This window comes from Prosthecobacter sp. GW821-HT29F12 (assembly GCF_058803405.1).
On sequence record NZ_CM179517.1, the window covers coordinates 5,081,927 to 5,107,621 of the forward strand.

Annotated in this window: 24 protein-coding genes; 6 read left to right on the plus strand and 18 right to left on the minus strand. The window is 60.6% G+C overall.

What is annotated here, in order from left to right; all coding sequences use genetic code 11:
* Positions 1-109 precede the first annotated feature (109 nt).
* Positions 110-970, minus strand: coding sequence for a hypothetical protein (locus AC3RLQ_RS20915; RefSeq protein ID WP_493030572.1), 861 nt, complete (start codon positions 968-970; stop codon positions 110-112).
* A 151-nt stretch (positions 971-1,121) separates the two neighbouring features.
* Here AC3RLQ_RS20915 and AC3RLQ_RS20920 point away from each other — a divergent pair, with 151 nt between their 5' ends.
* A complete protein-coding gene (locus AC3RLQ_RS20920; RefSeq protein WP_493030573.1) occupies positions 1,122-2,420 on the plus strand; it encodes an MFS transporter in 1,299 nt (432 codons plus the stop codon).
* Positions 2,421-2,466: 46 nt separating this feature from the next.
* On the opposite strand, the gene AC3RLQ_RS20925 is transcribed toward AC3RLQ_RS20920, so the two are convergent.
* The 8 genes from AC3RLQ_RS20925 to AC3RLQ_RS20960 form a co-directional block, all read right to left on the minus strand.
* Positions 2,467-2,925 carry an RNA recognition motif domain-containing protein gene (locus tag AC3RLQ_RS20925; RefSeq protein WP_493030574.1) on the minus strand — a complete coding sequence of 153 codons (459 nt, stop codon included), beginning with the start codon at positions 2,923-2,925 and terminating at the stop codon, positions 2,467-2,469.
* Positions 2,926-3,170: 245 nt separating this feature from the next.
* Positions 3,171-4,010, minus strand: coding sequence for a Spy/CpxP family protein refolding chaperone (locus AC3RLQ_RS20930; protein ID WP_493030575.1), 840 nt, complete (start codon positions 4,008-4,010; stop codon positions 3,171-3,173).
* Positions 4,007-4,354 (minus strand): hypothetical protein, encoded by a 348-nt coding sequence (locus tag AC3RLQ_RS20935; RefSeq protein WP_493030576.1) that lies wholly within the window; start codon positions 4,352-4,354, stop codon positions 4,007-4,009. Before AC3RLQ_RS20935 ends, AC3RLQ_RS20930 begins: the two co-directional genes overlap by 4 nt.
* A complete protein-coding gene (locus AC3RLQ_RS20940; RefSeq protein WP_397384986.1) occupies positions 4,338-4,868 on the minus strand; it encodes an RNA polymerase sigma factor in 531 nt (176 codons plus the stop codon). The genes AC3RLQ_RS20935 and AC3RLQ_RS20940 overlap by 17 nt, the downstream gene beginning before the upstream one ends.
* A gap of 75 nt (positions 4,869-4,943) precedes the next feature.
* Positions 4,944-5,981, minus strand: coding sequence for a hypothetical protein (locus AC3RLQ_RS20945; RefSeq protein WP_493030577.1), 1,038 nt, complete (start codon positions 5,979-5,981; stop codon positions 4,944-4,946).
* Positions 5,982-6,027: 46 nt separating this feature from the next.
* A complete protein-coding gene (locus AC3RLQ_RS20950; protein WP_493030578.1) occupies positions 6,028-6,507 on the minus strand; it encodes an SRPBCC family protein in 480 nt (159 codons plus the stop codon).
* 2 nt (positions 6,508-6,509) lie between these two features.
* Positions 6,510-7,328 carry an oxidoreductase gene (locus AC3RLQ_RS20955; protein ID WP_493030579.1) on the minus strand — a complete coding sequence of 273 codons (819 nt, stop codon included), beginning with the start codon at positions 7,326-7,328 and terminating at the stop codon, positions 6,510-6,512.
* A complete protein-coding gene (locus AC3RLQ_RS20960) occupies positions 7,325-7,801 on the minus strand; it encodes a TspO/MBR family protein (RefSeq protein ID WP_493030580.1) in 477 nt (158 codons plus the stop codon). The genes AC3RLQ_RS20955 and AC3RLQ_RS20960 overlap by 4 nt, the downstream gene beginning before the upstream one ends.
* Positions 7,802-7,904: 103 nt before the next feature.
* On the opposite strand from AC3RLQ_RS20960, the gene AC3RLQ_RS20965 reads away from it, so the two are divergent.
* Positions 7,905-10,847 carry a PSD1 and planctomycete cytochrome C domain-containing protein gene (locus AC3RLQ_RS20965; protein ID WP_493030581.1) on the plus strand — a complete coding sequence of 981 codons (2,943 nt, stop codon included), beginning with the start codon at positions 7,905-7,907 and terminating at the stop codon, positions 10,845-10,847.
* On the plus strand, positions 10,840-12,261 hold the full coding sequence (locus tag AC3RLQ_RS20970) for a DUF1501 domain-containing protein (RefSeq protein ID WP_493030582.1): 1,422 nt from the start codon (positions 10,840-10,842) through the stop codon (positions 12,259-12,261). The genes AC3RLQ_RS20965 and AC3RLQ_RS20970 overlap by 8 nt, the downstream gene beginning before the upstream one ends.
* A gap of 77 nt (positions 12,262-12,338) precedes the next feature.
* Here AC3RLQ_RS20970 and AC3RLQ_RS20975 read toward each other — a convergent pair whose 3' ends face one another.
* Positions 12,339-13,880 carry a cryptochrome/photolyase family protein gene (locus tag AC3RLQ_RS20975; protein WP_493030583.1) on the minus strand — a complete coding sequence of 514 codons (1,542 nt, stop codon included), beginning with the start codon at positions 13,878-13,880 and terminating at the stop codon, positions 12,339-12,341.
* Positions 13,881-13,980: 100 nt separating this feature from the next.
* Here AC3RLQ_RS20975 and AC3RLQ_RS20980 point away from each other — a divergent pair, with 100 nt between their 5' ends.
* Positions 13,981-14,364, plus strand: a complete 384-nt coding sequence (locus AC3RLQ_RS20980) for a hypothetical protein (RefSeq protein WP_493030584.1) — start codon at positions 13,981-13,983, stop codon at positions 14,362-14,364.
* Positions 14,365-14,377: 13 nt separating this feature from the next.
* Here the strand turns inward: AC3RLQ_RS20980 and AC3RLQ_RS20985 are convergent, their stop codons facing one another.
* The 7 genes from AC3RLQ_RS20985 to AC3RLQ_RS21015 form a co-directional block, all read right to left on the minus strand.
* Positions 14,378-15,166: an ABC transporter ATP-binding protein gene (locus AC3RLQ_RS20985; RefSeq protein ID WP_493030585.1), complete on the minus strand. Its 789-nt coding sequence runs from the start codon at positions 15,164-15,166 to the stop codon at positions 14,378-14,380.
* Positions 15,153-15,914: an ABC transporter permease gene (locus tag AC3RLQ_RS20990; protein WP_493030587.1), complete on the minus strand. Its 762-nt coding sequence runs from the start codon at positions 15,912-15,914 to the stop codon at positions 15,153-15,155. Before AC3RLQ_RS20990 ends, AC3RLQ_RS20985 begins: the two co-directional genes overlap by 14 nt.
* Before the next feature lie 12 nt (positions 15,915-15,926).
* Positions 15,927-16,997, minus strand: a complete 1,071-nt coding sequence (locus AC3RLQ_RS20995; protein ID WP_493030588.1) for an ABC transporter substrate-binding protein — start codon at positions 16,995-16,997, stop codon at positions 15,927-15,929.
* Positions 16,998-17,097: 100 nt separating this feature from the next.
* Complete coding sequence (locus tag AC3RLQ_RS21000; protein ID WP_493030589.1) at positions 17,098-18,492, minus strand: sensor histidine kinase; 1,395 nt, start codon at positions 18,490-18,492, stop codon at positions 17,098-17,100.
* Positions 18,489-19,160 (minus strand): response regulator, encoded by a 672-nt coding sequence (locus AC3RLQ_RS21005; protein WP_493030590.1) that lies wholly within the window; start codon positions 19,158-19,160, stop codon positions 18,489-18,491. The genes AC3RLQ_RS21000 and AC3RLQ_RS21005 overlap by 4 nt, the downstream gene beginning before the upstream one ends.
* Before the next feature lie 39 nt (positions 19,161-19,199).
* Positions 19,200-19,811: a hypothetical protein gene (locus AC3RLQ_RS21010; RefSeq protein ID WP_493030591.1), complete on the minus strand. Its 612-nt coding sequence runs from the start codon at positions 19,809-19,811 to the stop codon at positions 19,200-19,202.
* A 67-nt stretch (positions 19,812-19,878) separates the two neighbouring features.
* Positions 19,879-21,135: an NAD(P)/FAD-dependent oxidoreductase gene (locus AC3RLQ_RS21015; RefSeq protein ID WP_493030592.1), complete on the minus strand. Its 1,257-nt coding sequence runs from the start codon at positions 21,133-21,135 to the stop codon at positions 19,879-19,881.
* Positions 21,136-21,283: 148 nt separating this feature from the next.
* Between AC3RLQ_RS21015 and AC3RLQ_RS21020 the strand changes: the two genes are divergently transcribed.
* Positions 21,284-22,264 (plus strand): DUF3500 domain-containing protein, encoded by a 981-nt coding sequence (locus AC3RLQ_RS21020; protein ID WP_493030593.1) that lies wholly within the window; start codon positions 21,284-21,286, stop codon positions 22,262-22,264.
* Positions 22,265-22,297: 33 nt separating this feature from the next.
* On the plus strand, positions 22,298-23,164 hold the full coding sequence (locus tag AC3RLQ_RS21025; RefSeq protein WP_493030594.1) for a hypothetical protein: 867 nt from the start codon (positions 22,298-22,300) through the stop codon (positions 23,162-23,164).
* A gap of 9 nt (positions 23,165-23,173) precedes the next feature.
* Here the strand turns inward: AC3RLQ_RS21025 and AC3RLQ_RS21030 are convergent, their stop codons facing one another.
* Positions 23,174-25,693 (minus strand): ankyrin repeat domain-containing protein, encoded by a 2,520-nt coding sequence (locus tag AC3RLQ_RS21030; RefSeq protein ID WP_493030595.1) that lies wholly within the window; start codon positions 25,691-25,693, stop codon positions 23,174-23,176.
* Positions 25,694-25,695 lie beyond the last annotated feature (2 nt).

Here is a 25,695-nt window from a genome sequence, read left to right on the forward strand (position 1 = left end):
CCATTCATTGAATGGCTGGGACAGTTGCTTGCGCAGCACCTCCATGACACCTCTAATCCCCGGCGTTTCGCACCAATTCACCTAAAATTTCCTATCGTCCTAGCGGACCTCAGGGCTGCGGTTTCGGCGCAGGAAGCCGCGCAGCGTCCGGTTCAAAGTCAAGAACATCCTGATGGGTTCGTAGCGCTTTGCGAGCCTTGTCAAAAAACGAGGAGAGATCTTCCGCGTTCATCTGCTGCTTGTCGTCGATGTAAGCATGCAGTTTCTGGATCTGGGCATCCGCATCCAGATTCACCGAACCCATGACCTTCTGGGCCTGCTTGTAGGTGCCAGAGAACTTGCTCTGCGCCTGCTCAAAGGCCTCCTTGGCCCCCTCCTGTCGCAGGTATTCCTTTTCGGCATCACGGAAGTCGCTGCTGAAAAGGCGCTTGAAGAAGCCGCCCTTCGGTTTGGCGATTTGCTTGGAGGCCTGGGCGTCAAAGTAGTTCGCCAGCTCCTGAAACTCCTGCATCGGCTTCTGATATTGCTTTTTCAGGTAGCCGAGCCCGGTGGTGATGATCGAAAGCTTTTCCACTTCCGCCTTCGACAGCGACTGGCCGGCCTTCACCTTGTCCTCCAGCAGGTCAATGTACTGCAGCGTGGTTTTGTTGCCCTCAAAAATGTTTTCAAACTCCTTCGCCGCGATGGCCAGGCGCTTGCGCTCGCCCGAGCGCAGTTCGTCGATCTTCTTCTCGTGCTCATCATTGATCGCAGTGATCATTTTCTGATGCTGCGCCGCCTGGGTGTCGAGCGTGCGCTGAAATTCAGCCGCCTTCGCACTCATCTCTTCGGCATGCGCAGATTTAACCTGCTCCAGCTCTGCACGCGCAGTCGCGAGATCGGTGTGCGACTGAAACAGGAACCAACCCAGTACACCGGAAGCGAGAAAGCTCAATACCAGCAATGCGGTAAGATTTTTGATGGCAGTCATGATAGGGAAGAGTTGTTGAGACTGCGAGGCGCGCAAGTCTATTCATTGGGACGCTTTTGCGCTGCAATACACGGCTCATGCATGCCTTCCGATGCTTCATCAAGTCGGAATCCTGTTAGGGCTGGCTGATTTTCTGCGTCTTGTCTCTTCGATGTCTTCCACCTCCCGCCCCACGATCGTCCGCCATCAAATCCTTGCCACCGCGACGATGGTGGCCTTCCTGATGTATCTGGACCGCATTTGTCTGGCACAGATCGTAGCCTCGGACTCGTTTCAAAAAAGCGTCGCGCTGGAAGGCTGGCAGATTGACTGGGTGAAAGGTGCGTTCTTCTGGGCCTACGCTCTGGCTCAAGTCCCCGCCGGGTGGCTCAGCGATCGCTTCGGCACTCGCATCCTCATCACCATCTACATTGCCACCTGGTCCGTCTTCACCGCCGCCACCAGCTTTTCACTGGGCTTCACCACCCTGCTCATCGCCCGGCTCTGCTGCGGACTCGCCGAAGCGGGTTACTATCCAGCCAGCAGCGGCCTCCTCACCCGCTGGGCCCACATTGAAGCACGCGGATTTGCCAGCAGCATGATTTCCTGGGGCGGGCGCGTCGGAGGTGCCGTGGCGCCGGGTCTGACAGCCTTTGTCATTCTGCGCTCTGGCGACTGGCGCTGGGCGGGGTGGATCTATGGTTTGATCGGAGTCATCGTCGCCATCTGCTACTGGCGCGTGTTTCGTGAGCACCCGCGCCAGCACCCACGCTGCAACTCAGCAGAGATCGATCTGCTGGCCGAAGGACGCGGTGACTTCCAGCCCATCAAAGATCCACCACGGCGTTTTCCCCTCAAGGCCGCCTGCTTGAGCCTCAATCTATGGATGGCCAATGCCGTGCAGTTTTTCACCAACATCGGCTGGGCCTTTCTCATCCTTTCCCTGCCCGACTATCTCAAGAAAGTCATGCATCTGGAGGAAGGCCTCGCCGGCCTCATCACGACCGGCGCGCTGTCCATTGGCATCGTGGCGCTACCTCTCGGCGGCTTCATTACCGACTACATCACACGCCATCATGGCAAACGCATGGGCCGCATGCTGCCCATGAGCGTGACCAAATTCGCCGCCGCCGGCTGTTATGTGCTGGCCTTGTGGACGGACTCTCCCTGGGGCATGGCCGCAGCCTTTGGCATGGCCGCCTTTTTCGGCGATATCGGTCTGCCTGCCATGTGGACCACCATGCAGGACATCAGTGGCAAAAATCAGGCGCAGCTCTTTGGCTGGTCCAACATGTGGGGAAACTTCGGTGCCGCCATCATGCCCATGCTCTTCACACTGGTGCTCAAGTCTTATGACACCAATCACGATTTCCACGAAGGCGTCTGGATGTGCGCCACGGCCTTCGTGCTCGCCGGTGTGTTTGCTCTGTTCGTGAACGCAGAAAAGCCCGTGATTCAGGAGGGCGCATAACGCTCTCACCGGATCACGGGCGTAAAGTCAAAAACAGGGTCAGGTGTTACCAGCCGCCGCCGTCGCCGCCGTCGCCACGGTTGCCACGGTCGAAACCGCCGCCACCGCGCTTGCCGCCGCCGCCGCCGCCACCACCGTAGCCGCCACGGCCACCGCCGCCGCCGCCACCACCGTAGCCGCCACGGCCACCGCCGCCGCCACCACCGCCGCCGTAGCCACCGCGACCGCCACCACCGCCGCCGCCTGCCGGACGTTCTTCACGTGGGCGGGCTTCATTGATGGCAAGCTTGCGGCCCATGAATTCCTGGCCGTTTTGCGCGTTGATCGAAGCATTCATGGCTTCTGCGGAGTCCATGGTCACGAAGGCAAAGCCGCGCGGACGACCACTTTCGCGATCCATCGGGAGGAAGACTTCGGTGACACCACCGTATTGTGAAAACAGCTCACGAATGTCTTGTTCTTGAGCGGCGAAGGGCAGATTGCCCACGTACATCTTGGTATTCATATCTTTCGTTGTTGGGTGCCGTCCTCTGCCTCGTGTCAGAACCAGCCCCGATCATCGGTATATGAACACCAACGGATTCGAAATCACCTGATGAACGACTGAGCCTGACCCTTAACAGGTGACTTACGGCGTTTTATCGCCGGAAATTTGCCAAAGGCAAACGAAACTTTTCTACGGTTTCACCCCGACGTCACCCTCAGGCGGAGCGCTGCTTTCCCGTTCTTAAATCCAGTTTCCCGCCTCGGTTACTTCTTCAGCTTGCCCTCCACATAGGTGAGAATGCGCCCCACCTTGTCGGCGTCCTGCGCCTCCTTCGCGGCTTCAAATGCCGTCTTGGCCTGTAGCAGTTCGCGCAGCAGTGGCAAAGAGATGATTTCCTGACCCGCCGCATGCACGCTTTCGTAGCGCTCCCGCAAAGTTTCGACATCGGTGCTGCCGGGCTCGAATTTGGCAAAATCCACCTTCTCCACCTGGGCGTCCAGCTCCTTGAAATGCGAGTCTTCCATCAGCTCATCCAGCTCCTTGTTGGCTTCGGCAAACTGACTGGCTTTGATCAGCTTTTCGATTTCCTCCCCCCGATACTTCATCGCCTCGGTAGGCGGCACGCCGATGGCTTCCACCGCAGCCCTGAGCTTCCCGGCTTTCTCCTTCACTTTCGCCTCCAGTCCTCCACTGGCAGCCAGCTTCGGCGGCCCCAGTTTCTTCGCTTTGCCAAGTTGTTCCGGTGTCAGGACATCGCGCACCCCAATAAGCGTACGCAGCTGCAGCTGTTTGACCGCAGCTTCAGCATCCAGAAGCTTGGTCAGCTGCGCCGCCGCCACGTCAGCACTGGTGCTTGGGTCCTGCAGCAGATGATTGAGCGCTTTCTTCTGCTCCTGCACGGCCTGCTCCAGCGGCTCGGCCTGGGCACGCGCCTCGCTGAGCTGGGAGTTGAGTTTGGCCTGCTGCTCTTCCGTCAGGCCCAGCTGCTCACGCACCGAGGCGATCAGGTCCGGATGCAGCAGCCCGCTTTTCAGCCAGTCTTCGACTTGGGCAGCAGGCAGACTGGCGACGGTGAGCAAAAGGCAGCAAAGGAGCTTTTTCATGGGTTGTAGGGATTGAGATGATCGGGCAAAAGAAAATCGGAAGGCGCTTCGAAAGTCATGAGTGACGGCTCTATGCTGGCAAACAGCTCGCCTGGCTGAGACTCAAACAACGGCGGCAGCGCCTCACTCAGACGCGGCTCATGCATTGGTGCGCGGGTGAAGAAGACCGCCGCCACGATCACACTGGCTGCCGCCAGCGCCGCCGGAATCCATCGCAACGGAGTGACGGGCCTCTGCACAGGTCGCTCCAGCAGCTCCGGCCTCCAGGCGGGTGCGTCTTCCCGATCACATCGGCGCGCGTGCGAAAAAATCTCCAGCAGGTCGTCGTCAGACTGCGGTTTCATGCAGGTGTTCGGGTTGCAGCAGCGTGCGCAGGCGCGCTTTGCCGCGTTCGTAATGCTGGCGCACGGAGCCGATGCTCACTCGCATCACCTCCGCCGCCTCGTTGAGCGTGAGATCCTGGTAAAACACCAGATGCAGCACCTCGGCCTGCCGTGCCGGCAGTTGCGCCAGGCAGCGCCGCAGCTCGGCCGTGCGCTCGTCCAGCTCCATCTTTCGTGCGGGCGACGGTTGCGGATCGTGGGCATCGCCCGTGAGCTGCAGCAGCAGCTTGCCCAGCAGGGATTCCCGGTAGCGCAGCCGTCGGAACTCCTCGTGCGCCGTGAAACGGATCACTCCAAACCACCACGTCTTGAAGCTGGAGCGCCCGTCGTGCTGCGCCCGTTGCTGGGCCAGTTTGAGATACGCGTTTTGCAGCACATCCTCCGCCCGCCCATGCTCGCCGGCACAGCAGTGCAGCGCCCAGCCAAAGGCGTCGGGATGCAGGGCTTCGAGCTGGTCGGCAATGGCGCGTTCCATTCATTTCCCGCTGAGTGACGCGGGCGTGCCGCGTTGTATGACACCTTCCTCAAAAAAACCAGCCGCTTCCACGCTTCATTTGAGCAGCACCCCGAGACCCAGCACCAGCGTCAGGATCAGCATGCCACCTGCGGCATACCACAACTGCACGATCTGCTCGGGCGTCATCAGCCCCCGCTGGGGCAGCAGCGCCACGGCAAAAATCAGCCCCACCTGCAGCCAGCTCGCGAGTAGGAATACCGTGGGAGTGTAGGGCTTGGGATGCGAATGAACCGCCTCCTCCATCGTCATGATCGGCACCCCTTCATCCGCTGAGAGAACCGATGGCGGCGGCAAAACCAGCGGACGCCCCGTGGTTGCCGGAGCCTGCTCCTCCTTTTTCACCAGATGGATCCCGCCTTCCTCACTGCTACCCTGCCGTGCAATGATCTTGGGCGCATATTCAGCGTTCTTCGCCAAAATGGCTGGCGCATGCGGTGCTGCCGCCACAGGCACCATCGGCTTCGCCACGGGATGCGTCATGGCTGCTGCCTCGCCAGAGCGAAAGAGCAGCACCCGGCCGCCAATGCTCAAACTCACAGGCAGCTCCAGCTCAGCCTCGTTTTCACCCGCGCGTCCCACCCAGCCCACCACAGCGGACTCATCCAGCACCTGCACCCGCAGCTTGTTTCCTGCCCCCCAAAGGGCCAGCAGCACATCCGGACAGCCTGCATCTGGAATGACCACCTCACAGGCATCACTCGCACCCAGCAGCAGCGGCTTGTCCGGCGGCAGCACCAGCCGGGTTTCCCCCGCGCTCAAACCTTGCAAAATCAGCTCGCGCCCAGCCTTGCCCTGCTCCGCTCTGAACGGACGTTGCAGTTCCAGTTCCATCCCCGCCAGCGTGACCTTCCACGGCAGCGGCTGCGCATAAGGCACGCTGCCATTGGCCGGATGCACCACGAGGAATTGGCAGCCGTTCACAAACTGCGCCGTCAGTTCCACCTCCTGCGCTGCCTCCCCCGTCAGTCGAATGCTGCACGTCTCGCCACGCCCGACACTGATCGTCTCCCCGTCCTGCACCAGCAGAAAGCGGCGGCGGCCGTTCAGTTCGTAAGCAACAGGGATCTTCATGCTAGGGGGTGTTTAAACGCCAACCACACTCAAGTCGAACAAACGATCATCCCTTGCTCGGGCTACAATCGAACAACTGCCTCACCGCTTTCTCACGGTAGGCAAAGATGCGCTCCAGCTGCGGCCGCACCAGCCACGCATGCGCCAGATCTCCCAGTGGCGCAAACGGCAGCACATACGTCGCCTTGTCCTCCATCTCGATTCGGCCATCACCCAGATCGTGAAACTCATGCTCATGATGCCACACCGCATACGGCCCCACACGCTGCTCGTCGATGAACCGCACTCCGGGCTCCACCAGCGTGATCTCTGACAGCCACGTCATCGGCAGTCCCAGCAGCGGCCTCACGCGGTACGCGATCATCATCCCCTCCCGCACTTGTGGCTCCAAATCCGGCGTGATGATTTCAAAACCCAGTTCCGGCGGCGTGATCTTCGCCAGATTCCTCGGGTTCGAGAAAAAATCCCACGCCTCCTGCCGCGTGGCCCGGATGGTCTGCTTCGTGTGCAAGGTGTGAACGGCCATGATCAGCTGGGGAAATCCGTGTTCACCGCCACCTCTCCCCACTGCTCCACCTCACGCGTCAGCGCCGCCGCCTTGTCCCGCATCTTCTTCACCACATACTTGCCCAGCGGCAGCCGCAGCGGTGCCTGGCCCTCCAGCACCATTTTCACGATGGCCTCCGCCGCACGCACCGGGTCTCCCGGCTGCTTGCCGTTCACCGTTTCCAGAAACGTGGCAAACTTGCGCGCACTGCCCGCATAATCCGCGATCTCTCCCGCCGCCCTTTCCAAACCTCGCGCGATGAAGTCCGTCCTAAACGGCCCCGGTTGCACCAGCGTCACCTGAATGCCCAGCGCCGCCAGTTCCAGCCGCAGGCTCTCGCTCATCATCTCCAGCGCCGCCTTGGCTCCTCCATAGATGCCAAAGCCCGGGTAGTTCGAAATCGCCGCCGCCGCGCTGATGTTCACGATGTGCCCGCTCTTCTGCGCCCGCAGCATCGGCAGCGCCGCACGGATCACATTCAGCGGCCCAAAGAAATTCGTCTCCATGCTGCGGCGGATCTGCTCGTCACTGCACTCCTCCACCGCACCGATCAGCCCATACCCCGCATTGTTCACGATCACATCCAGCGCCCCCGCCGCCGCGATCACTTCGCGCACGTTGTCAGCATCCGTGATGTCCAGCGCCATCACCTCACAGCTTCCCGCACGCTCCAGGTCCGCAATGCTCCTCACATCCCGCGCCGTGGCGATCACACGCTGCCCCGCGGCCAGCGCCGCCTCCGCTATCGCTCGGCCAAAGCCGCTCGAACATCCTGTGATCAGCCAGTTCTTTTGTGTCATGCGGGATTCAATTTCCAAAGTGTGAAGTTCAAGACCGTCGCAAACGTGACCCACGCCAAATACGGCACAAACAGCCATCCGGCTGCGGTGTTCACACGACGAAAGCTCAACAGCGTCGCCAGAATAGCGATCCACAGCAGTACCATTTCAAACAATGCCCACCCAAGCTGATGCGCCCCAAAGAAAATCGGCGTCCACGCTGCATTCAGCGCCAGTTGCACAAAGTAAAGCGTCAGCGGTTTGCCAAATCCCACGCGCTTCCACACCAGCCACGCCGCCACCGCCATCAGCGTGTACAGCAGCGTCCAGGCAGGGCCAAACACCCACGCCGGCGGATTCCATGACGGCTTTTGCAAGGCCGCATACCATGCGCCCGGCATGGAGCCCACGCTCATCAGCGGCGCGCAGAACGTGACGACAATGAATCCGGCCAGCATGAGGCCGTGGCGCTTGTTGGAGGGTTGTTCACTCATGAATGCCTTCGCATTACGCCTCCCGCCGCCCTCTCGCCTGCTTTTACGCAGGCTGCCGCCGCAAAAATCTCAGGATTCTCCATAGCGAATGCATGCACCTTGCATGTTCAGCCGCGTTGGTTTCTGCATGCTGCGTCTCATGCCGAAACATCTGCTGCTCCTCCTCGCCCTCTCCCTTTCCGCCCATGCGGACCCGGTGAGCTTCAGCCGCGAGGTGATGCCGCTGCTCTCGGACAACTGCCTCTCTTGTCACGGCCAGGACGCAGGCCACCGCAAAGCCGACCTCCGGCTCGATACCCAGGAAGGCGCGCGCGAAGTCCTCAAGTCCGGCGACTTCATGGCTCGCATCGTCACCAGCGATCCCGAGGAGCTCATGCCGCCCCCGAAGTCCCACAAGCCGGCCCTCAAGCCCGAGCAGGTCGCGCTTCTGAAGCGCTGGCTCGCCGAAGGCGCACCGTGGGGCAAGCATTGGTCCCTCGAAAAACCCGTGAAAGCCAAAGTCGAAGGCCATCCCGTGGATTTCTTCGTCAAAGCCCGCCTCGCTAAAGAAGGCCTCAAGCTCTCCCCCAAAGCCCCCGCTCATACTCTCCTCCGCCGCCTCTCCTTCGACCTCACCGGCCTCCCTCCCGCCTCCGGTATCCAGCATCTAGAATCTAGCATCCAGGATCTAGCCACCCGCCTTCTTGCATCACCGCATTTCGGCGAGCGCATGGCCATGAACTGGCTGGATGCCGCTCGCTACGCCGACACCGACGGCTTCCAGTCCGACGCCTCCCGCACCAACTGGCCCTGGCGCGACTACGTGGTGGAGTCCTTCAACGCCAACAAGCCCTTCGATCAGTTCACTCTCGAACAGTTCGCCGGCGATCTCCTGCCCAATGCCACCCCCGAGCAGAAACTCGCCACCTGCTTCCACCGCAACCACATGACCAACGGCGAAGGCGGCCGCGACAAGGAGGAGTCCCGCATCGACTACGTCATCGACCGTGTGAATACAATCGGCACCGTCTGGCTCGGCCTCACGCTCGGCTGCACTCAGTGCCACTCGCACAAGTTCGACCCCATTTCCCAGCACGACTACTACAGCCTCCACGCCTTCTTCAACAGCATCGACGAAGACGGTGCCGCTGGCACGGCTGCGAAGCCGTACCTCAGCTACCAGTCGCCTCACGCCAAGCGTGCCGTGGATGAAACCCAAAAACTCGTCGATGCCCGCAAACCCGTGGAAACCAAGGCCAAAGCGGATGCCGCAAAACCCTTTGAGAAATGGCTCACGGAGCAGCAAGCCGCAGTAAAAAACGGCTTCCAAGCCTGGCACATCATCCACGGTGCCGTGGAATCCCAAGAAGGCTCCAAGCTGGCCCAGGCCAAAGACGGCATCGTCACCGCCAGCGGTCCCAATCCCAAACAGGACGACTACCGCCTCATCTCGGTGATCAAGCTGCCCCGCCTCACCGGCCTGAAGCTCGAAGTGCTGCCACAAAACGGCGTGCTCTCACGCGGCAAGGACGGCGAATTCATCCTCACCGACATCAAGCTGCAGGTTCGCCGCAAAGGCAGTTCCCAGATCCGCGACATCCTCGTCAAATACGCCATCGCTGACACCAAGACCGAAGCCAAGGCCCGCGAGTACGGCGATGTCAAAGGCACCCTCGACGACGATCCCCGCAACGGCTGGACCACGAAGGGCTTCCCCAAAGATCAGCCGCACACCGCCCTCTACGGTCTTGCCGAACCCCTCGTGCTCGAAAGCGATGAAGAGCTCATCTTCGAACTTCGCCACCGCTCCACCAACGGCGATGCCAACATCGCCAGCTTTCGCGTTTCCGCCACGGATCAGCCCGGCCCCGCCGTGCGCGAAATCGGACCCGCCCCCCTCGAACAACTCGCAATTGGCAAACCCGACCGCCATCGCCTCCTCGATCAATTCCTGGAAGATCACGAACCCTATCAACTCGCGAAAGCCTCCCTCGATCGCGCCAATGCCCAGCTCAAGGAAGTGCAGGCCGCCGCCGGCAAGCTCAACGTCATGGTGCTCGCCGAGCGCAAAGAACCCCGCGACACCCACGTCCTCGTTCGCGGTGTCTGGGACAAAAAAGGCGATGTCGTCCAGCGCGATGTCCCCGCCGCCATCGCCCCCTGGCCCGCAGGCATCGCACGCGACCGCATCGGCCTCGCGAAGTGGCTCACCTCCAAAGAAAATCCCCTCACCGCCCGCGTCTTCGTCAATCAAGTCTGGCAGATGCTCTTCGGTGCCGGACTCGTCCGCACACCCGATGACTTCGGCCTCCAAGGCCAGCGCCCCACCCACCCCGAACTCCTCGACTGGCTCGCCGTCGATTTCATGGAGAACGGCTGGGATGTGAAGAAGCTGATCAAGCTCATCGTCACCAGCGATACCTACCAGCAGGCATCAGATCATACCAATCCATCCGATCCTCAAAACCTCCTCCTCTCACGCGGCCCCCGCTTCCGCCTCCCCGCCTGGATGATCCGCGATGCCGCCCTCGCTTCCTCCGGCCTGCTCAATCCCGCCCTCGGCGGCCCGCCCGTGCGCCCCCACCAGCCCGACGGCGTGTGGGAGGAGATCTTCATGGGCCGCTTCACCTATGAGCCCAGCCAGGGCGCCGCCCAGCACCGCCGCACCCTGTATGCCTTCTGGCGTCGCAGCATCGCCCCCACCTTCCTCTTCGACAGCGCCCAGCGCCGCTCATGCGAAGTGGCGATTTCGCGCACCAACACACCGCTGCAGGCCCTCACCCTGCTCAATGACGAAACCATGATGGAAGCCTCCCGCGCTCTCGCCAAACGCATGCTCGCCGCGAAAACCGAAGATCGTCTCCCCCTGCTTTATCAGTCCGTGTTGACCCGCCCGGCCACCCCCAAAGAGCTCTCCGTCCTCCAGCGCGAACTCGACCGCGCTCTCGCCCACTACCGCGTCCATCCCGAAGACGCACGCAAACTGCAATCCACGCCCGAACTCGCCGCGCACACCCTGGTCGCCAGCCTGGTTCTCAACCTCGACGAAGCCATCACCCATGAGTGAATCCTCCCTCAACACCACCCGGCGCTACTTCCTCGGCCAATGCACCGGCGTCTCCGTCGGCGCCATGGCTCTCCACTCGATGGCCCAGCAGGAAGTCACCGGCCTGCCCTCCCTTCCCCATTTTGCACCCAAGGCCAAACGCGTCATCTTCCTCACCCATTCGGGCGGCCCCTCGCAGCTCGAACTTTACGACCACAAGCCCGGCCTGATGCCCTGGGCCGGCAAAGAGCTGCCGGAATCCGTGCGCCAGGGTCAGCGCCTCACCACGATGACCTCGGGTCAGAAGCAGCTCATCCTGCCGGGCCTCACCAAATTCAGCCGCTGCGGCCAGAGCGGCGCCACCATCAGCGAATGGCTGCCTCATCTCCAAGGCGTGGCCGATGACCTCTGCTTCATCAAGTCGATGACGACAGATCAGATCAACCACGCACCCGCAATGACGCAGTTCCTCACCGGCCACCAGCTCCCCGGCAGGCCGAGCCTCGGCTCCTGGATCAGCTACGGTCTCGGCAGCCTGAACCGCAACCTGCCCGACTACCTCGTGCTCATCTCCAAGATGCAGCGCCCCAGCGACCAGCCTCTCTACAACCACTACTGGGGCAGCGGATTCCTCCCCTCCCGCTATCAAGGCGTCAAACTGCGCAATTCCAAAGACCCCGTTCTGTATCTCACCGATCCCGCAGGCCTGCCACGCCACCTGCGCCGTGGCATGCTCGACGGCCTCGCCGAGCTCAACCAGATGCGTTTCGAGCAAACCCAGGATCCCGAAATCACCACCCGCATCCGCCAATACGAGATGGCCTACCGCATGCAGACCAGCGTGCCGGAACTGACCGATCTCAGCGATGAGCCCGATCACGTCTTCGAAATGTACGGCCCCGACTCACGTCGTGCAGGTAGCTACGCAGCGAACTGCATCCTCGCCCGCCGCCTCGCGGAACGTGGCGTGAGCTTCATCCAGCTTTTCCATCCCGACTGGGATCATCACAGCCGTCTGCCAAGCTGGTGCACCGCCCGTTGTCGCGACACCGACCAGCCCAGCGCCGCTCTCATCAAAGACCTCAAACAACGCGGTCTCCTCGATGACACCCTTGTGCTCTGGGGTGGCGAATTCGGCCGTGGCGTCGCCGGTCAGGGTAAATGGGACAGCCCCGAAGCCGGACGCGATCACCACCCTCGCTGCTTCACCATGTGGATGGCCGGCGGCGGCGTCAAACCCGGCATCACCTACGGCGCCACCGACGACTTCAGCTACAACGTCGCCGAAAACCCCGTCCACGTCCGCGATCTCCACGCCACCGTCATGCACCAACTCGGCATCGACCACGAACGCTTCACCTTCCGCGCCCAGGGCCTCGACTTCAAACTCACCGGCGTCGAACCCGCCCGTGTCGTGAAGAACATCCTCACCTAGCCTCCCCTGCGCAGCGCCCCTCTTAATCGTCCTCGTCCTCGTTCTCCTTCTCGTCCTCGATCCTGCAGCTCCGCCACTCACCCCACCTCACCGCCCCCCTGCCTCACCCTCCGCGCCTGCTCCTGAATCTCACTCCTCTTCTCCGCGCTCAGCCTCCCCAGATTCTTGAGTTGCATTGCCATCCTCTGGTTCCCCCGCAGCCTCACCTCATGCTGCAGCAGATAGTCCCAATACAGCGTCGTAAAAGGACATGCCTTCGCCCCCGTGGCCTGTGCCGGATCATACTTGCATCCCGTGCAGTAGTTGCTCATCCGCTGGATGTATTTGCCACTGGCCACATACGGCTTGCTGGCCATCAGGCCGCCGTCTCCATACTGGGACATGCCCAGCGTGTTGGGCAGTTCCACCCACTCCACCGCGTCCACATACACTGCCAGATACCACTCATGCACCTGATGCGGGTCCACCCCGTAAAGCAGCGCAAACAAACCCGTCACCATCAGCCGCTGAATGTGGTGCGCATACCCGTAGCGCAGCGTCTGCGAAAGCGCATCCCTCAGGCAGTTCATGTCCGTCTCCCCAGTCCAGTAAAAACCCGGCAGCGCTTCGTGCGCTTCCATGGCATTCAGCCGCACATAGTCCGGCATCTTCAGCCAGTAGATTCCTCTCACATACTCACGCCAGCCAAGGATCTGCCGGATGAAACCCTCCACCGCCGCCAGCGGTGCCTTGCCTTCACGCCACGCCCTCTCCGCCGCCGCGATGACCACCCTCGGATCCAGCAGCTTCAGATTCATTGCGGCACTCAGCCGTGAATGATACAGCCACGGCTCATTCACCCACATCGCATCCTGATACTGCCCAAACTGCGCGAGCCGATGTGCGATGAAATCCTCCAGCGCCTCCACACTCTGCGCCGCCGTCACCGGCCAGTCGAAATCCTTCAGCGTGCCCGGATGCTTCGCAAAACGCTCCTCCACCAGCTCAATGACCTCCCGCGTGATCTCATCAGGCACAAACCTCCTCGGCGGCACCCGCAGCAAATCCGGCCCCTCTTTGCCAAAAGAACCGCGATTGTCGTGATCAAAGTTCCACTCCCCTCCCGCCGGCTTGCCCTCCTCCATCAGCACCCCCGTGCGCTGTCTCATCTCACGGTAAAAGAACTCCATGCGCAGCTGTTTGCGCCCCTTGGCATGCTCCGCAAACTCAGCCGTTGTGCAAAGAAAGTGGCGGTCCTCCCTTACCTCCAGTGGCACCCCCAGCTCCGCAGCCACAGCCTCCAGATCACGCTGCACGCCCCATTCCCCCGCCTTCACCATCACCAGCGCGGAAGGGCGCAGTTCCATCACACTGGCACGCAGAGCCTGCCCAAAGTCCCCATACGCACCCATCTCATGATAAACCACCCTCCATCCTTTCTCCCTCAGCGCCTCGCGGAAATGCCGCATGGCCGCCAGAAAAACGGCGATGCGCGCCTTCACGCTCCACACCTTGGTGGACTCCGCCGCCACCTCGGCCATCCACACCACATCCCGCAACGGATCAAAGCCGTCAAAAGCGGCGGATTGAAGATCAAGCTGGTCTCCCAGCACTAGCACAAGTCGGGGGCGGGATGGCATGGCGCATGCCCATTACGCCCCACACGATGCCAAGGCCGCAACCGGATGACCTTCTTATTTGCCCCTGCACTGATGCGCTTCATAGGAAGCCTCACCCGCCATGCCCCTGATCCGCTACCTGCAGAACCTCTCCACCGGCCGCACCATCCTCTGGTGCTACTTCATCTGGTGGGCGCTCAGCATCATCAATCATTTCGATCCCACCCCGCGCATCTGGCTCACTTCCCTTGGCCTCAGTGGCATCATCGGCGCGGCGCTGATCCTCAGCACACGTCCATCCTCCGGCAATACCACCAAGACCGACCCTTGGGTCCTCTTCCGACTCTTCCTCATGCCTTTCTGCGTCTCCAGTTTCGCCGCTCTCGTGAAAGACGCAGGCTACATCTTGGTGTTCCCGCCCTCATGGCGCGAAAACGCCATCGGCATCGGCGCGATCACTGCCTTTCTGCTCCTTGTTTTCAGCGTCAAGAAATCACCCCGGTGAAGGCGCTGACCTCTCACTTCATTTCACCCATGCCAGCGCCATGCACATCCATGCCCATGATGGCAAAGATGCGATCACGCGCGGCAAGGTAACCCGGTGAATCCAGATCACGCGGTCGGGGCAGATCCACCCGGACCTCCTCCGCCACCGTCGCCGGACGCCTGCTCATCACCACCACACGATCCGCCAGCTGCACGGCTTCTTCGATGTCATGCGTGACGAACAAAATCGTCTTTTTCTCAGCCTGCCAGATGCGGATCAAATCAGCGCGCATCTTCAAACGAGTGATGAAATCCAGCGCCCCAAACGGCTCATCCATGTACAGCACCTCCGCATCCGCCGCCAGCGCACGCGCGATCTCCACCCGCTGCCGCATGCCTCCTGAAAGCTCACGCGGATACGATTTTTCAAATCCCGTCAGCCCCACCATTCCAATGTAGTGCGCCACGCGCTCCTCACGCTCCTTCGCCGGCCGCGACATGAGGCCAAACCCAATGTTCTCCTCCACCGTGAGCCATGGAAATACACCGTTCTCCTGAAACACAAAGATGCGTCGTGGGTCAGGTCCGTTCACCGGCACTCCCGCCACCTTCACCTCTCCCTGAGACTCTTTGAAAAACCCGCCAATGATGTTCAGCAGCGTCGATTTCCCGCAGCCCGACGGCCCGACCACGCAGACAAACTCCCCCGCCTGCACATCCAGATTCACACGCTCCAGCACATGCACCTGCTCCCCGGCTTTCTTGCCCGGGAAAGACTTCCAGCAATCGCGGACATGAATGAGTGATTTATCGTTGTCCATAGCCCCATTTCACTTCGTCAAATTTTTCCAATTGGCGGATCAGCAGGTCGAGCACCAGCCCGATCAGCCCAATCATCACCATCCCCGCGACCACCAGGTCATAACGTTTCCCTGCATTGCGCGCATCAATGATGAGATACCCCAGTCCGCTGTTCACCGCGATCATCTCCGCCGCCACCACCACCAGCCAGGCGATGCCCAGCGCAATGCGGATGCCAGTGATGATCTGCGGCAGCGCCGCTGGAAGAATCACCCGCCGAAAAAGCTGCGGCCCTTTGATGCCAAAATTCTGTGCCGCACGCAAATACACCAGCTGCATGTTCTGCACCGCCGCCATCGACGAGACAGTGATCGGAAACACACTCGCCAGGAAGATCAGAAACACCGGCGCCGTGTCATCAATCCCAAACCACAAAATCGCCACCGGTATCCAAGCAATGGGCGAGATCGGACGCAGGATCTGGATCATCGGATTCAGCGCCTGAAACGCAGGTTTGAACCAGCCGAGGATCAAACCCAGCGGCACGCCCACCACCACGGCGAGCCCGAAACCCCAGCTCACGCGAAACAGCGAGGCCACGATGTATTTGAGCAGCAGCCCTTTCTCAAACAGCTCTTGGATGCCCCTCACAACCTCCATGGGCGTCGGGAAAAGATCGCTGCCAGAGAGGCGGACAAGTGAGTGCCACACGATCAAAAAAATCACCGCAGTGGCCAGCGGCAGGAGAATGGAAGAAAAACGCTTCATGCTTCAGACAATTTATTTTCTCGGCGGCACCTCTCCACCCTTCAGTCCTTCATAAGTGGAAGGTTTCACCAGCACGTCATCCGGCACGAAAGAAGCATCTGTATAGTCTTCAAAGATCACATCTTTCTGAATAACCCCGGCCTCTAGCGCCAGTGCTTCAATCTCCTCAAAGTCCGCCTTCCTCAGCGCGAGGTTGGTGTACTTCACCCGGTCCGGCGGCTTGCTCAGCACAAACTCCAACAACCGCGGATGCTGGTTGTAGTAGTTCTTCGCCACAAACTTTGCCGCATCCATGCGATGGTCCATCGTCTGGTCCAGCCACTTGCCGCTGCTCGCGATGCCATCCACCAATCGCTGCACCGTCTCACGATCATCCTTGATGAAATCCTCCCGCACCGCCAGCACGCAGGAGATGAAGTTCGGCCACACATCCTTCGTCAAGTAGAGCACCCGGCCATAGCCGTCGATCTCCGTCTGGCCCATGAACGGCTCGCCGCTCGTCACCGCATCCACCGCCTTGGAGTACAGCGCGGCAGGCATGTCCGGCGGCGGCATTTCCACCAGCTCCACGTCCTTGATCGTCATCCCCGCCTGCTTCAACGCACGGAAAATAAGCAGCCGCTGGTTCGAGTAGCGGTTCGGCACCGCGATTCGTTTGCCCCGCAGATCCTGAAAGCGGTAAATCTGCGAATCCTTGTGCACCATCAGCGCCGTGCCGTCTCGATGCCCCAGATAAACAATCTTCAGCGGCACCCCCTGCTCACGCAGCGCCATCGCCATCGGCGCCAGGATGAACGTGGCCGGCGTGTAGCCAGAAAGAAACGCCTCCTTCAGCTCAGGCCACCCGCTGAACCTCACCGGATCAAAGCTGCTCTGCCCCTTCACCTGCTGATTGATGAAATCCGTGACCGGGCAGGTCAGATGGCACGTCACCGGCAGAAAGCCGATGCGGAATTTGCCTCCGGCCTTGGTCGTGCTCGCCACTTTCGGCGCAAACCATTTCAGGTTCAGCGAACCATGCATGGTCGTGATCAACGCCAGCCAGAGCGCGCCGCAAAGAAAGGTGGTGCCAAGAAGTTTCACGGTCCAATCAATGCCGATTTTGATCAATGTCTAAAATACTCTCTCAGCATCGCTTCTATGCCGGCTGGCGATTGATCAGCGCCTGGCGCTCCCCCCTGCCTCACGCCATCGGCAGCCTGACCGTAAACGTGCTCCCCTGCCCGACCACGCTCTTCACACTCACACCGCCGCCATGCGCTTCCGCCAGCGCCTTCACAATCGACAATCCCAAGCCGCTGCCCCCATGCACACGTGAGCGCGCCTTGTCCACGCGGTAGAATCTCTCAAACAAGTGCGGCAGATGCTCCGGCGCGATGCCACCGCCCGTATCAATCACCTGCACCTCAATCCACGGCGCTGCCTTTGAAACCCGCACCGTCACCTGCTCACCCGCCGGCGAGTACCTCACAGCATTTTCGACAAGGTTCGCCACCACCCTTTCCAGCGCAATCCGGTCTCCATTCACACTCAGCGGTTCATTCGTCGTATCTTCATGATGCAGCGTGATCCGTTTCTCACTCGCAAGTCCCTGCAGCCTCGCGATCACACTGTCGCACAGCTCGCTCACATTCACCAGCTCCCGCTGCGCGATGCCATCCCCGACATCCACCTGCGCAAGCGCCAGCATGTTTTCCGTGAGCCGAGACAGCCGCTCGATCTCCTCCTTGTTACTGACCAGCACCTCCCGGTAGTCCTCCGCACTGCGCGGCTTTCTCAGCGCCACCTCGATCTCCCCACGCAGCACCGTCAGCGGCGTGCGCAGTTCATGTGAAGCATCCGCCGTGAACCGCTGCTGCGTCGCATGCGCGGATTCCAGGCGGTCCAGCAGCAGATTGAACGAAGCCGCCAATGCCGCCAGCTCCGCGTCGTCCGCAGGCACAAACAAACGCCGCAATCCCAGCTCCGCGCTGCTCAGCCCACGCGCCGCTTCCTCCAGATTGGAAACTGAGCGCAGCCACTGCCGGCTCAGATGCCAGGCCGCCACCGCCCCTGCAGCCAGCATGGCCACACCACAGCCCACCAGCCACACCAGCAGCCGCCGTTCCCGCCCCTGCACTGCATCCAGTGGCATCAGCGCTTGTGCATACAGCGTCACCGGATCTCCCCACTGCTCACGTCGCGGATGCGTGGCCACGCGGTAGGCGCGCCCGTCCACGTGCAGCGTCTCGATCACTGCATTCCCCGCAGGATGCTCCGAGCGCCGCGCTTCATCACTCAGCGGAATCCCGGCCGCCAGATTGCTCGACTTCCCAGCCACGCTGCCGTCCGCCGCAAAGACTTGCAGCATGAAATGACGCTCCTGCACCTGCAGCTCCTGCTCGATCCACGGCTCCATCCGCAGTCGGCTGGCAGACACCAGCCTCCCCAGCAGCGTTGCTTTGGACCGCAGAAAATCATCCAGATCATTCGTCATCGCCTCACGCGCCACCAGCCACGCAATGACACCAAACATCAGCAGCGCCGCCGCCAGCAGCGCCGTGAAACTGATGCAGAGCCGTGCGCGCAGAGATTTCATGATGTTTGCAGCAGGTAGCCCGCACCACGTACGGTTTGGATCAGCGCCGGTGAAAAGCCACGATCGATCTTCTCCCGCAAATGGTAAACCGTGACTTCGATCACATTGCTCGGCGTGTTCGGCAGGTCTTCCCACACCGTTTCCGCCAGTTCCGCCCGCGTCACCACATTCCCCGCACGCCGCAGCAGATGCGCCAGCACCCCGAACTCCTTGGAGGAGAGCGTCACCAGCTTCCCACCCCGCGTCACACGCCGCGCACGCAGATCCACCTGCACATCCGCCGCATGCAGCAGCGCAGACTCCTCAGCAATGCTCCGCCGCAGCAGCGCACGCACGCGCGCCAGCAGCTCCGCAAAGGCGAACGGCTTCACCAGATAATCATCCGCGCCGAGATCCAGCCCCAGCACCCGGTCCCCCACGCCATCTCGCGCAGTGAGCATCAGCACCCGCGTAGACACACCCGCCCCCCTCAGCGCACGCAGCACCGAAAAACCATCCCGCAGCGGCAGCATCACATCGAGGATGATCAGATCAAAACTGCCGTCTCTCGCCTTGGCCAGCCCTGCCTCGCCATCCAGTGCTGTTTCGACTGCAAAACCCTCCTCGCGCAGCCCGCGCTCAATGAAGCGGGCCACCTTGATTTCATCTTCGATGACGAGGAGGCGCATGCAGGCCAAGAAACGCGGCGATGCCGATCGTGAAACCCGTTATTTCTTCTCCAGCACCATGAGAAACTGTCCTGCCTGCGGATTCGTTTGCAGCTTGGTGGGGCGGGTGGAGTTCGGGTTGTCGTTCGCCGAGCACCATTTCAAAGTCTTGCTGTCGAGGTCAAAAATGCCCTCGTACTTTTTACCGGCAAACTGCCCTTCCGTCCCCGTGGCATCGATGCGTTTGCCCGAAATCTTGTACGTTCCCGCACCCATCTCTCGGTTCCCCTGCGGATTCGAAGCGGTGATTTTATCCGCCGTGATCACCAGCCGAATGTCCCCATGCTTGGAGCCATCGCTGTCCGCCATGAAGCCATCCCACGTGCCGATGAGCTGCTTCTTCACATCGTCCTTCTCCTCCGCCTTCGCCGCCGCAGGCTTCGTTGCAGCCGCTCCCTGCTCTTTGACAAAGGTCTGATCAGCCTCGCTCAGCCGTGCCAGCGGCAGCTGCAGCGTGCCGCCATTCCCCGTGCGCACCACCACCGCACTTCCCTGCACACTCACAAAATCACCCTCCAAAGTGCGCCCCGTCTGCGCCTCCGTCCAGGTGCGGGACTGAAGACTCGAAAGGGCGCAAAAAACCAGGCTGAAGTGAAGCAGAAGCGTTTTCATGACGGTGCGATGAAGGTTGCCCGCCCTCACGCACCGCGATAATTAAAATCACTTCATCTTCCTCCGCTCACGCCGCCATCGGCACCCCATAGGGCAGGATGTCGGGTATCGGCGAGAACTCCCGGATCTTCATCCACAGGGATGAGTAATCCTTGTTCACATCACCGGACAGGCAGTCGGTGATCTCGTCACCGGCATCCGGATACTTCATCACCACATCCTTGAAGGAAAAGTTCGGATTGTAGAAGGCATACACCAGTTTGCGCATGTTATCGATGCCCTGGCGCATGGACTCGGCGTATTCGGCAAACCGCTCCGGCGCAAGATCACCCGCCACCAGCGCCTCATGCACCGCATCTCCGGCCATCACGCCGCTCTTCAGCGCCAGCATCACACCGCTGCTGAACACCGGATCCAGAAACGCAAACGCATCCCCCACCAGCAGCAGGCCTGGCGAGGCACCATACTTCGAGTGGCGTGAATACTCGCTCGTGATCCAGTATTCACCCGTGGAGACTCCCGTCGAAAGATGGTCCTTGATCCACTGGTTCTCACCGATCTCACGCTCAAACATCGCCTTCGGATCCTTCACCCCATCGCGGCTCAGATACTTGCCCTCGGCCACGACGCCGACGCTCACCATGTCATCATGCATCGGGATGTGCCAGAACCAGCCCTTGTCCGGCACGAAGGCGATCGTCGTAGCACCCTCATCCAGGCCCGCTTCGCGCTTCGACCCCTTGTAGTACGTCCACACCGCCACCTTGTTAAGATAGGGGTCGCCCACTCGCCAGCCCTCGCGCACGGAGGCAAACGCCTCCTTGCCCGAGGCATCGATCACCAGCTTGGCCAGCAGGTGCTCCTTGCTGCCGTCCTTGTTCTGCACCGCCACGCCGATCACCCGGCCGCTGTCATCCTTCAGGAGTTGCGTCACCGTCGTCTCCTCCCTCACCGTGGCACCTCTGCCGCGCGCATGCTCCATGAGCATCTGGTCAAACTCCGAGCGCATCACCTGCCACGTCTGCGCCACCGTCTCGCGGTCATAGCGATTGTAAAAATAGAAGGGCTGCGAGCGCCGTCCGTCAGGCTGCACAAAGCTCACACTGAACTTTTTCATGAAGTGCGACTTCTTCATCGTCGGGATCAGCCCCAGCCGCTCCAGCGGTCCAAAGGTGAACGGGATCAACGACTCCCCCACATGATAGCGCGGAAACTTCTCCCGCTCCAGCACCAGCACCTTGTGGCCGTACTCTGCGAGAATGGCTGCAGTGCTGGTTCCGGCCGGACCGCCGCCGATGATGATGACTTCGTGGGTACTGTTCATGTGCATAACAACTTCAATACGAATGAATGCTGTCTGCTGGTACGCCACCTGCAATACCATTTCAGCATCACTTTTATGCCCGTTTGCGATAATGGCGCAGGGAAAACAAAAACTTCCCATTCAAAGCCACGTTTGGTACAACCGCGCCATGAACACGCCCCTCACCCCTGCGGTCAACCGCCGCGACTTCATCACCCGCAGCGCGCAGGCCGCCGCCGCGGGCCTCCTTGGCTCCGCCTTCGGCGCCACTTCAGCCGCCACTTCTGAAACCCTCGTCCAGCAGCTCTACGGCAGCATGGACGAAGCCCAGCGCAAAACCCTCTGCTTCGCCTGGAGCGATCCCCGCCGCCTCAAGGTGGACAACAACTGGCACATCACCCCGCAGAAAATCCGCGACGTCCTCAAGCCCGACCAGCAGGACCTCGTGCGCGAGATCTTCGACAAACTCCACAGCGACGAGTACAAATCCGAAGTCTGGCGTCAGTTCGATCAGGACAACAAGGGAGACGGCGGCTTCGGCAGCGCCTCCATCGCCCTCTTCGGCCAGCCCGGCACCAGTCAGTTCGAGTTCGTCCTCACAGGCCGCCACTGCACCCGCCGCTGCGATGGCGACAGCGAAAAAGGCGCGGCCTTCGGCGGTCCCATCTTTTACGGCCACGCCGCCCAGGGCTTCAATGAAAAGCCCGACCACCCCGGCAACGCCTACTGGTACCAGGCCAAGCGCGCCAACGAAGTCTTCCAGGCCCTCGACGGCAAACAGCGCGAGCTCGCCCTCCTCGGCGAATCCCGCGACGAAGACGGCAACGACACCGTCAAGCTCACCGGCAAAACCAAAGGCCTCGAAGGCATCCCCCTCACCGAACTCAGCGCCGACCAGAAAGACCTCGTCAAAAAAGTCATCGCCGATCTCCTCAAACCCTTCCGTAAATCCGAGCGCGAAGAGTCCATGAAGTACATCGAAGCCGGCGGCTACGACAATCTCCACATGGCGTTCTTCAAAAACCAGGACGTCGGCAAAGACGGCATCTGGGACGTCTGGCAGATCGAAGGCCCCAGCATGGTCTGGTTCTTCCGCGGCGACCCCCACGTCCACTGCTGGGCCCACATCCGCGCCCCGCAGGCGGCTTAGCTCGCAGCACGGATTGCTCCATCGCCTTGCGCCATGTCAGCCAAAGCCCTTCTCGGCCTCGCCTGCCTGTTGTCCGTACCGCTGATCACTCAGGCTCACATGAATCCACATGGGGACGTCAGCCCCAGTGTGGAGATCGAGGATGGCAAATTCGCCATCCATTTCATCACACGCGTGGAAACCCAGGTTCTGGAATGGGGCATGGTCTTCTCTCCAGAGGGAAAACTCCTGCTTCCACGCCATCAAATCCTGGTCAAACGCCCGGAGCCGCCCCCACCTGCCGATGCCATCAAGGTGGAAACCCTTGGAGTGCCAGGCTCACGCAAAACACGTTTTGTTCTGACTCGAACAACGAATGGGCAGAAAGTCGAACAGCCCCTGCCCCTCGACCCGGCAAAATTTGCGATGGTTGACGAAGCAACTTTGGCTGGTGAATGGGCAGGCTTCACCTGGACTGCGTTAGGCTACGATTGGACCAGCGACGAGCGCGTGGATCCATCGGCTTCAGTCAAACTGATGTTCTCCACCGCCGCCACGAAAGGCTTTTCACCCGGCAAGACCGTGCTGCTCGGTGAGCCGGCGACGATCTATGATTTCCCCACTTCATCAGCTCCCGTCTGGGCGGCCCGCCGTTGGTGGGTGGCCTGGGTGCGCCAGGCAGAGACTGCGGCGGAACGCAAAGATCCCCTGCGCAGGTGGGAGACCATCTTGACGAGCATTGATCCCGTGAGCGGCAAAGTGGAACACAAGCGTCTTCCTGGCCTCAGCCACTGGAACACCAACGTCTCCATGAAAACCACCGGCGGCTGGCTCGGCATCGCCTGGAATGCCACCATCGATGGCAGCTATCCCGGCGTTGCAAAGATCGTCACCGCCTTTGAAAAACTGCCGGAAGAATGACGCGCTGCTTCAGGGAAAAGTTTGCCCCATGCTTTCGGCCAGTTGCGCCGGCGTACGATCATTCTTATCCTTCGCATCACGGCTGGCTCCCTTGCTGAGCAGCAGCGCTGTGATGTCAGACACCCAGCATCGCACCGCTTCATGCAGTGCGGTGCCACCATCTCCATTCCTGGCCTCAAGGGGCGCACCATGCTCCAGCATGAGTCTGACCAGCTCGATTTTCCCCGTCGCCACAGCACAGGCCAGCACCTGCCGTCCGGAAGTATCATGCCCTTCGGCTTTGGCACCTTTTTGCAGCAGATATTCCACGATCTCGCGCTGAGATTGCTCCACGCCGAGGCAGATGGGAGTGAACAAGATGGTCTTGTCTTCCAAAGATTGATACCCCCAGCCAGTCCCGTGAAACTTTTGCGTGCCTGCATTCACATCGGCCCCGCCCTGCTCCACCAGCAGCTTCACCACCGGCAGGTTGCCTGAACTGGCCGCAAAATGCAGCGCTGCCGTGATGTCCGCCCGCCATTCCTTGTGTTTAGCGGAGATTTTCTCCAGCAGAAATTTCAGCATCGCCGTATTGCGGCTCTGCGCGGCAAACCGAATCAGATTTTGAGGTGTTCCAATCGTTATACTTTCAGCGCTGTCATTCTCCACCGGGGTTAGCGGGGCACCGAGACTCAGCAGCCGCCGGGTGGTGATAAGATCTTCGCACCGAACAGCCAGTGCCACCGCATCTCTGGCCTTTCCACTACCGTCTGGTTTCCATCCGGCCTCCAGAGCTAGACGCACTGCCAGAATACAGCCCTCTTGATCTGTCCAACTACCGAGCAATTCTTCCATCACCGCCGCAGGGTCAAAAACATCACGTTGTTTCATCAACCACCGCGCCATCTCCTCTTGATTCGCCCCCAGCGCGACCGCCAGGCAGGTTTGCTTATCTGAAGTTTTTTCAGTAAGCGCGGCACCGTTCTTTGAGAGCCATTCCACAGTGGGCACTCGCCCCAGCGCAATCGCCAGATGCAATGGCTGCACTCCACCTCGTTCCTTTTTAAGGATGTCGGGCTTCGCCGCTACCAGCCGCTTAACATCCTCGATTTGATCAGCCGCAATCGCCCCGAAAATGTCATCCTTCAGCGCTGCTTCGACGGCCACGGTGGATCCATCACTCCCGCCGGATGAGAGGCTTTCATTCCCCATCTTTGGAAAAGGGGTCAACCTGTCAGCCGTGAGCCCCTGCTTGTTTTTGCGCGCGGAATCAGCACCCGCCTTGAGCAAGAGTCCCTTCATGGCGGTATTGCCAGCCAGCGCGGCCAGCATCAGACCAGTGCGTCCTTCGGCATCCACAGCATTGGCATCCACCCCGGCCTTCAGCAGCAGCTTTGCCACTGCCTCATTATTGATCAGTACCGCCCAAGAAAGCAGCGGCATTCCATCCACACGCAGAGCATTCGGCTCCCCAATCTGCGACAGCAAATGTTCGGTAATGCTGGCCAGATGCTCATGCGCCGTCGCATGATCCAGCGTGGCGCGGGCCATGGCCGTGAGCATGCCCACTGCATGGTCCGCAGTCGCACCTTCATCCAGCAACAGGGACATTTCCCCCCATGCCTCTGCACCGGCGGCGAAGTCCAGCGCAGAACGCCCTTTTTGATCTTTCGCCTTCAAATCGGCTCCAGCCTTCAGCAGCCATCGAACCAGTTCTGCCATATCCCATCCGTCTCCTGCCACCTCCATCAGCACCGTCATGCCCTCATGGTCCTTCAGATTCACATCCGCATTTTTCTGAACGAGCCATTCCATCATCTCCGCGGTGACTGCTTCAAACAAAGCGCTGCGTCCTCTTCGATCCAGCGCCTCGACAGGGATTCCCAGCGCAAGTATTCGGTTCCAAAGAGTTAGCCGCTTTTCTGGCTCCTCCCGCGAGTAAGCCCATGACATACTTGCAGCTTCGTGCAGCAAGGTGCGGCCATCTTTGTCGGTGGAAGTCGGGTCAATGCCTCCTTTGACCAAATGCTCTACAATATCGAGATGACACCCTCTGACCGCAGACACCAAAGCTCGGTGGTTGGGCTTTCCCCCCGCTTTTTCGAGCTGCTGCACAATCGCCAGCCCTGTTCCTGCAGCTTCGACAATCGCCTCCTCATCATAGACATGAACATCCGCCCCCAACGACAGCAGCAGATCAATCATTCTCTTCGTCTTGATCTCCGAGTACGGAAACGACAAACCTCTCGCTGCCACCGCCAGCGCCGAGGCCTCTGGATCATTCAATGGCGCGCCATGCTCTACCAGCAGTTTCACCATCTCTTCATTCCCCATCGAGATCGCCCTGTTCAAAGGCAGCTCGTGGTAGTCCTCGGACACCAGCTTCGCGCTGGCACCCTCTGAAAGCAGCTTTTTCACCGCCTCCAGAGTACCATTGTCGCATGCCCGGTAGAGCTCACTTTGCAGCCATTGCTGCCTGTCGTCTTCCCGTGCATTCAGATCGCACAATCCCAGCATCAGGAATGCTTGGAATAATCGCGAAAGACTCATGC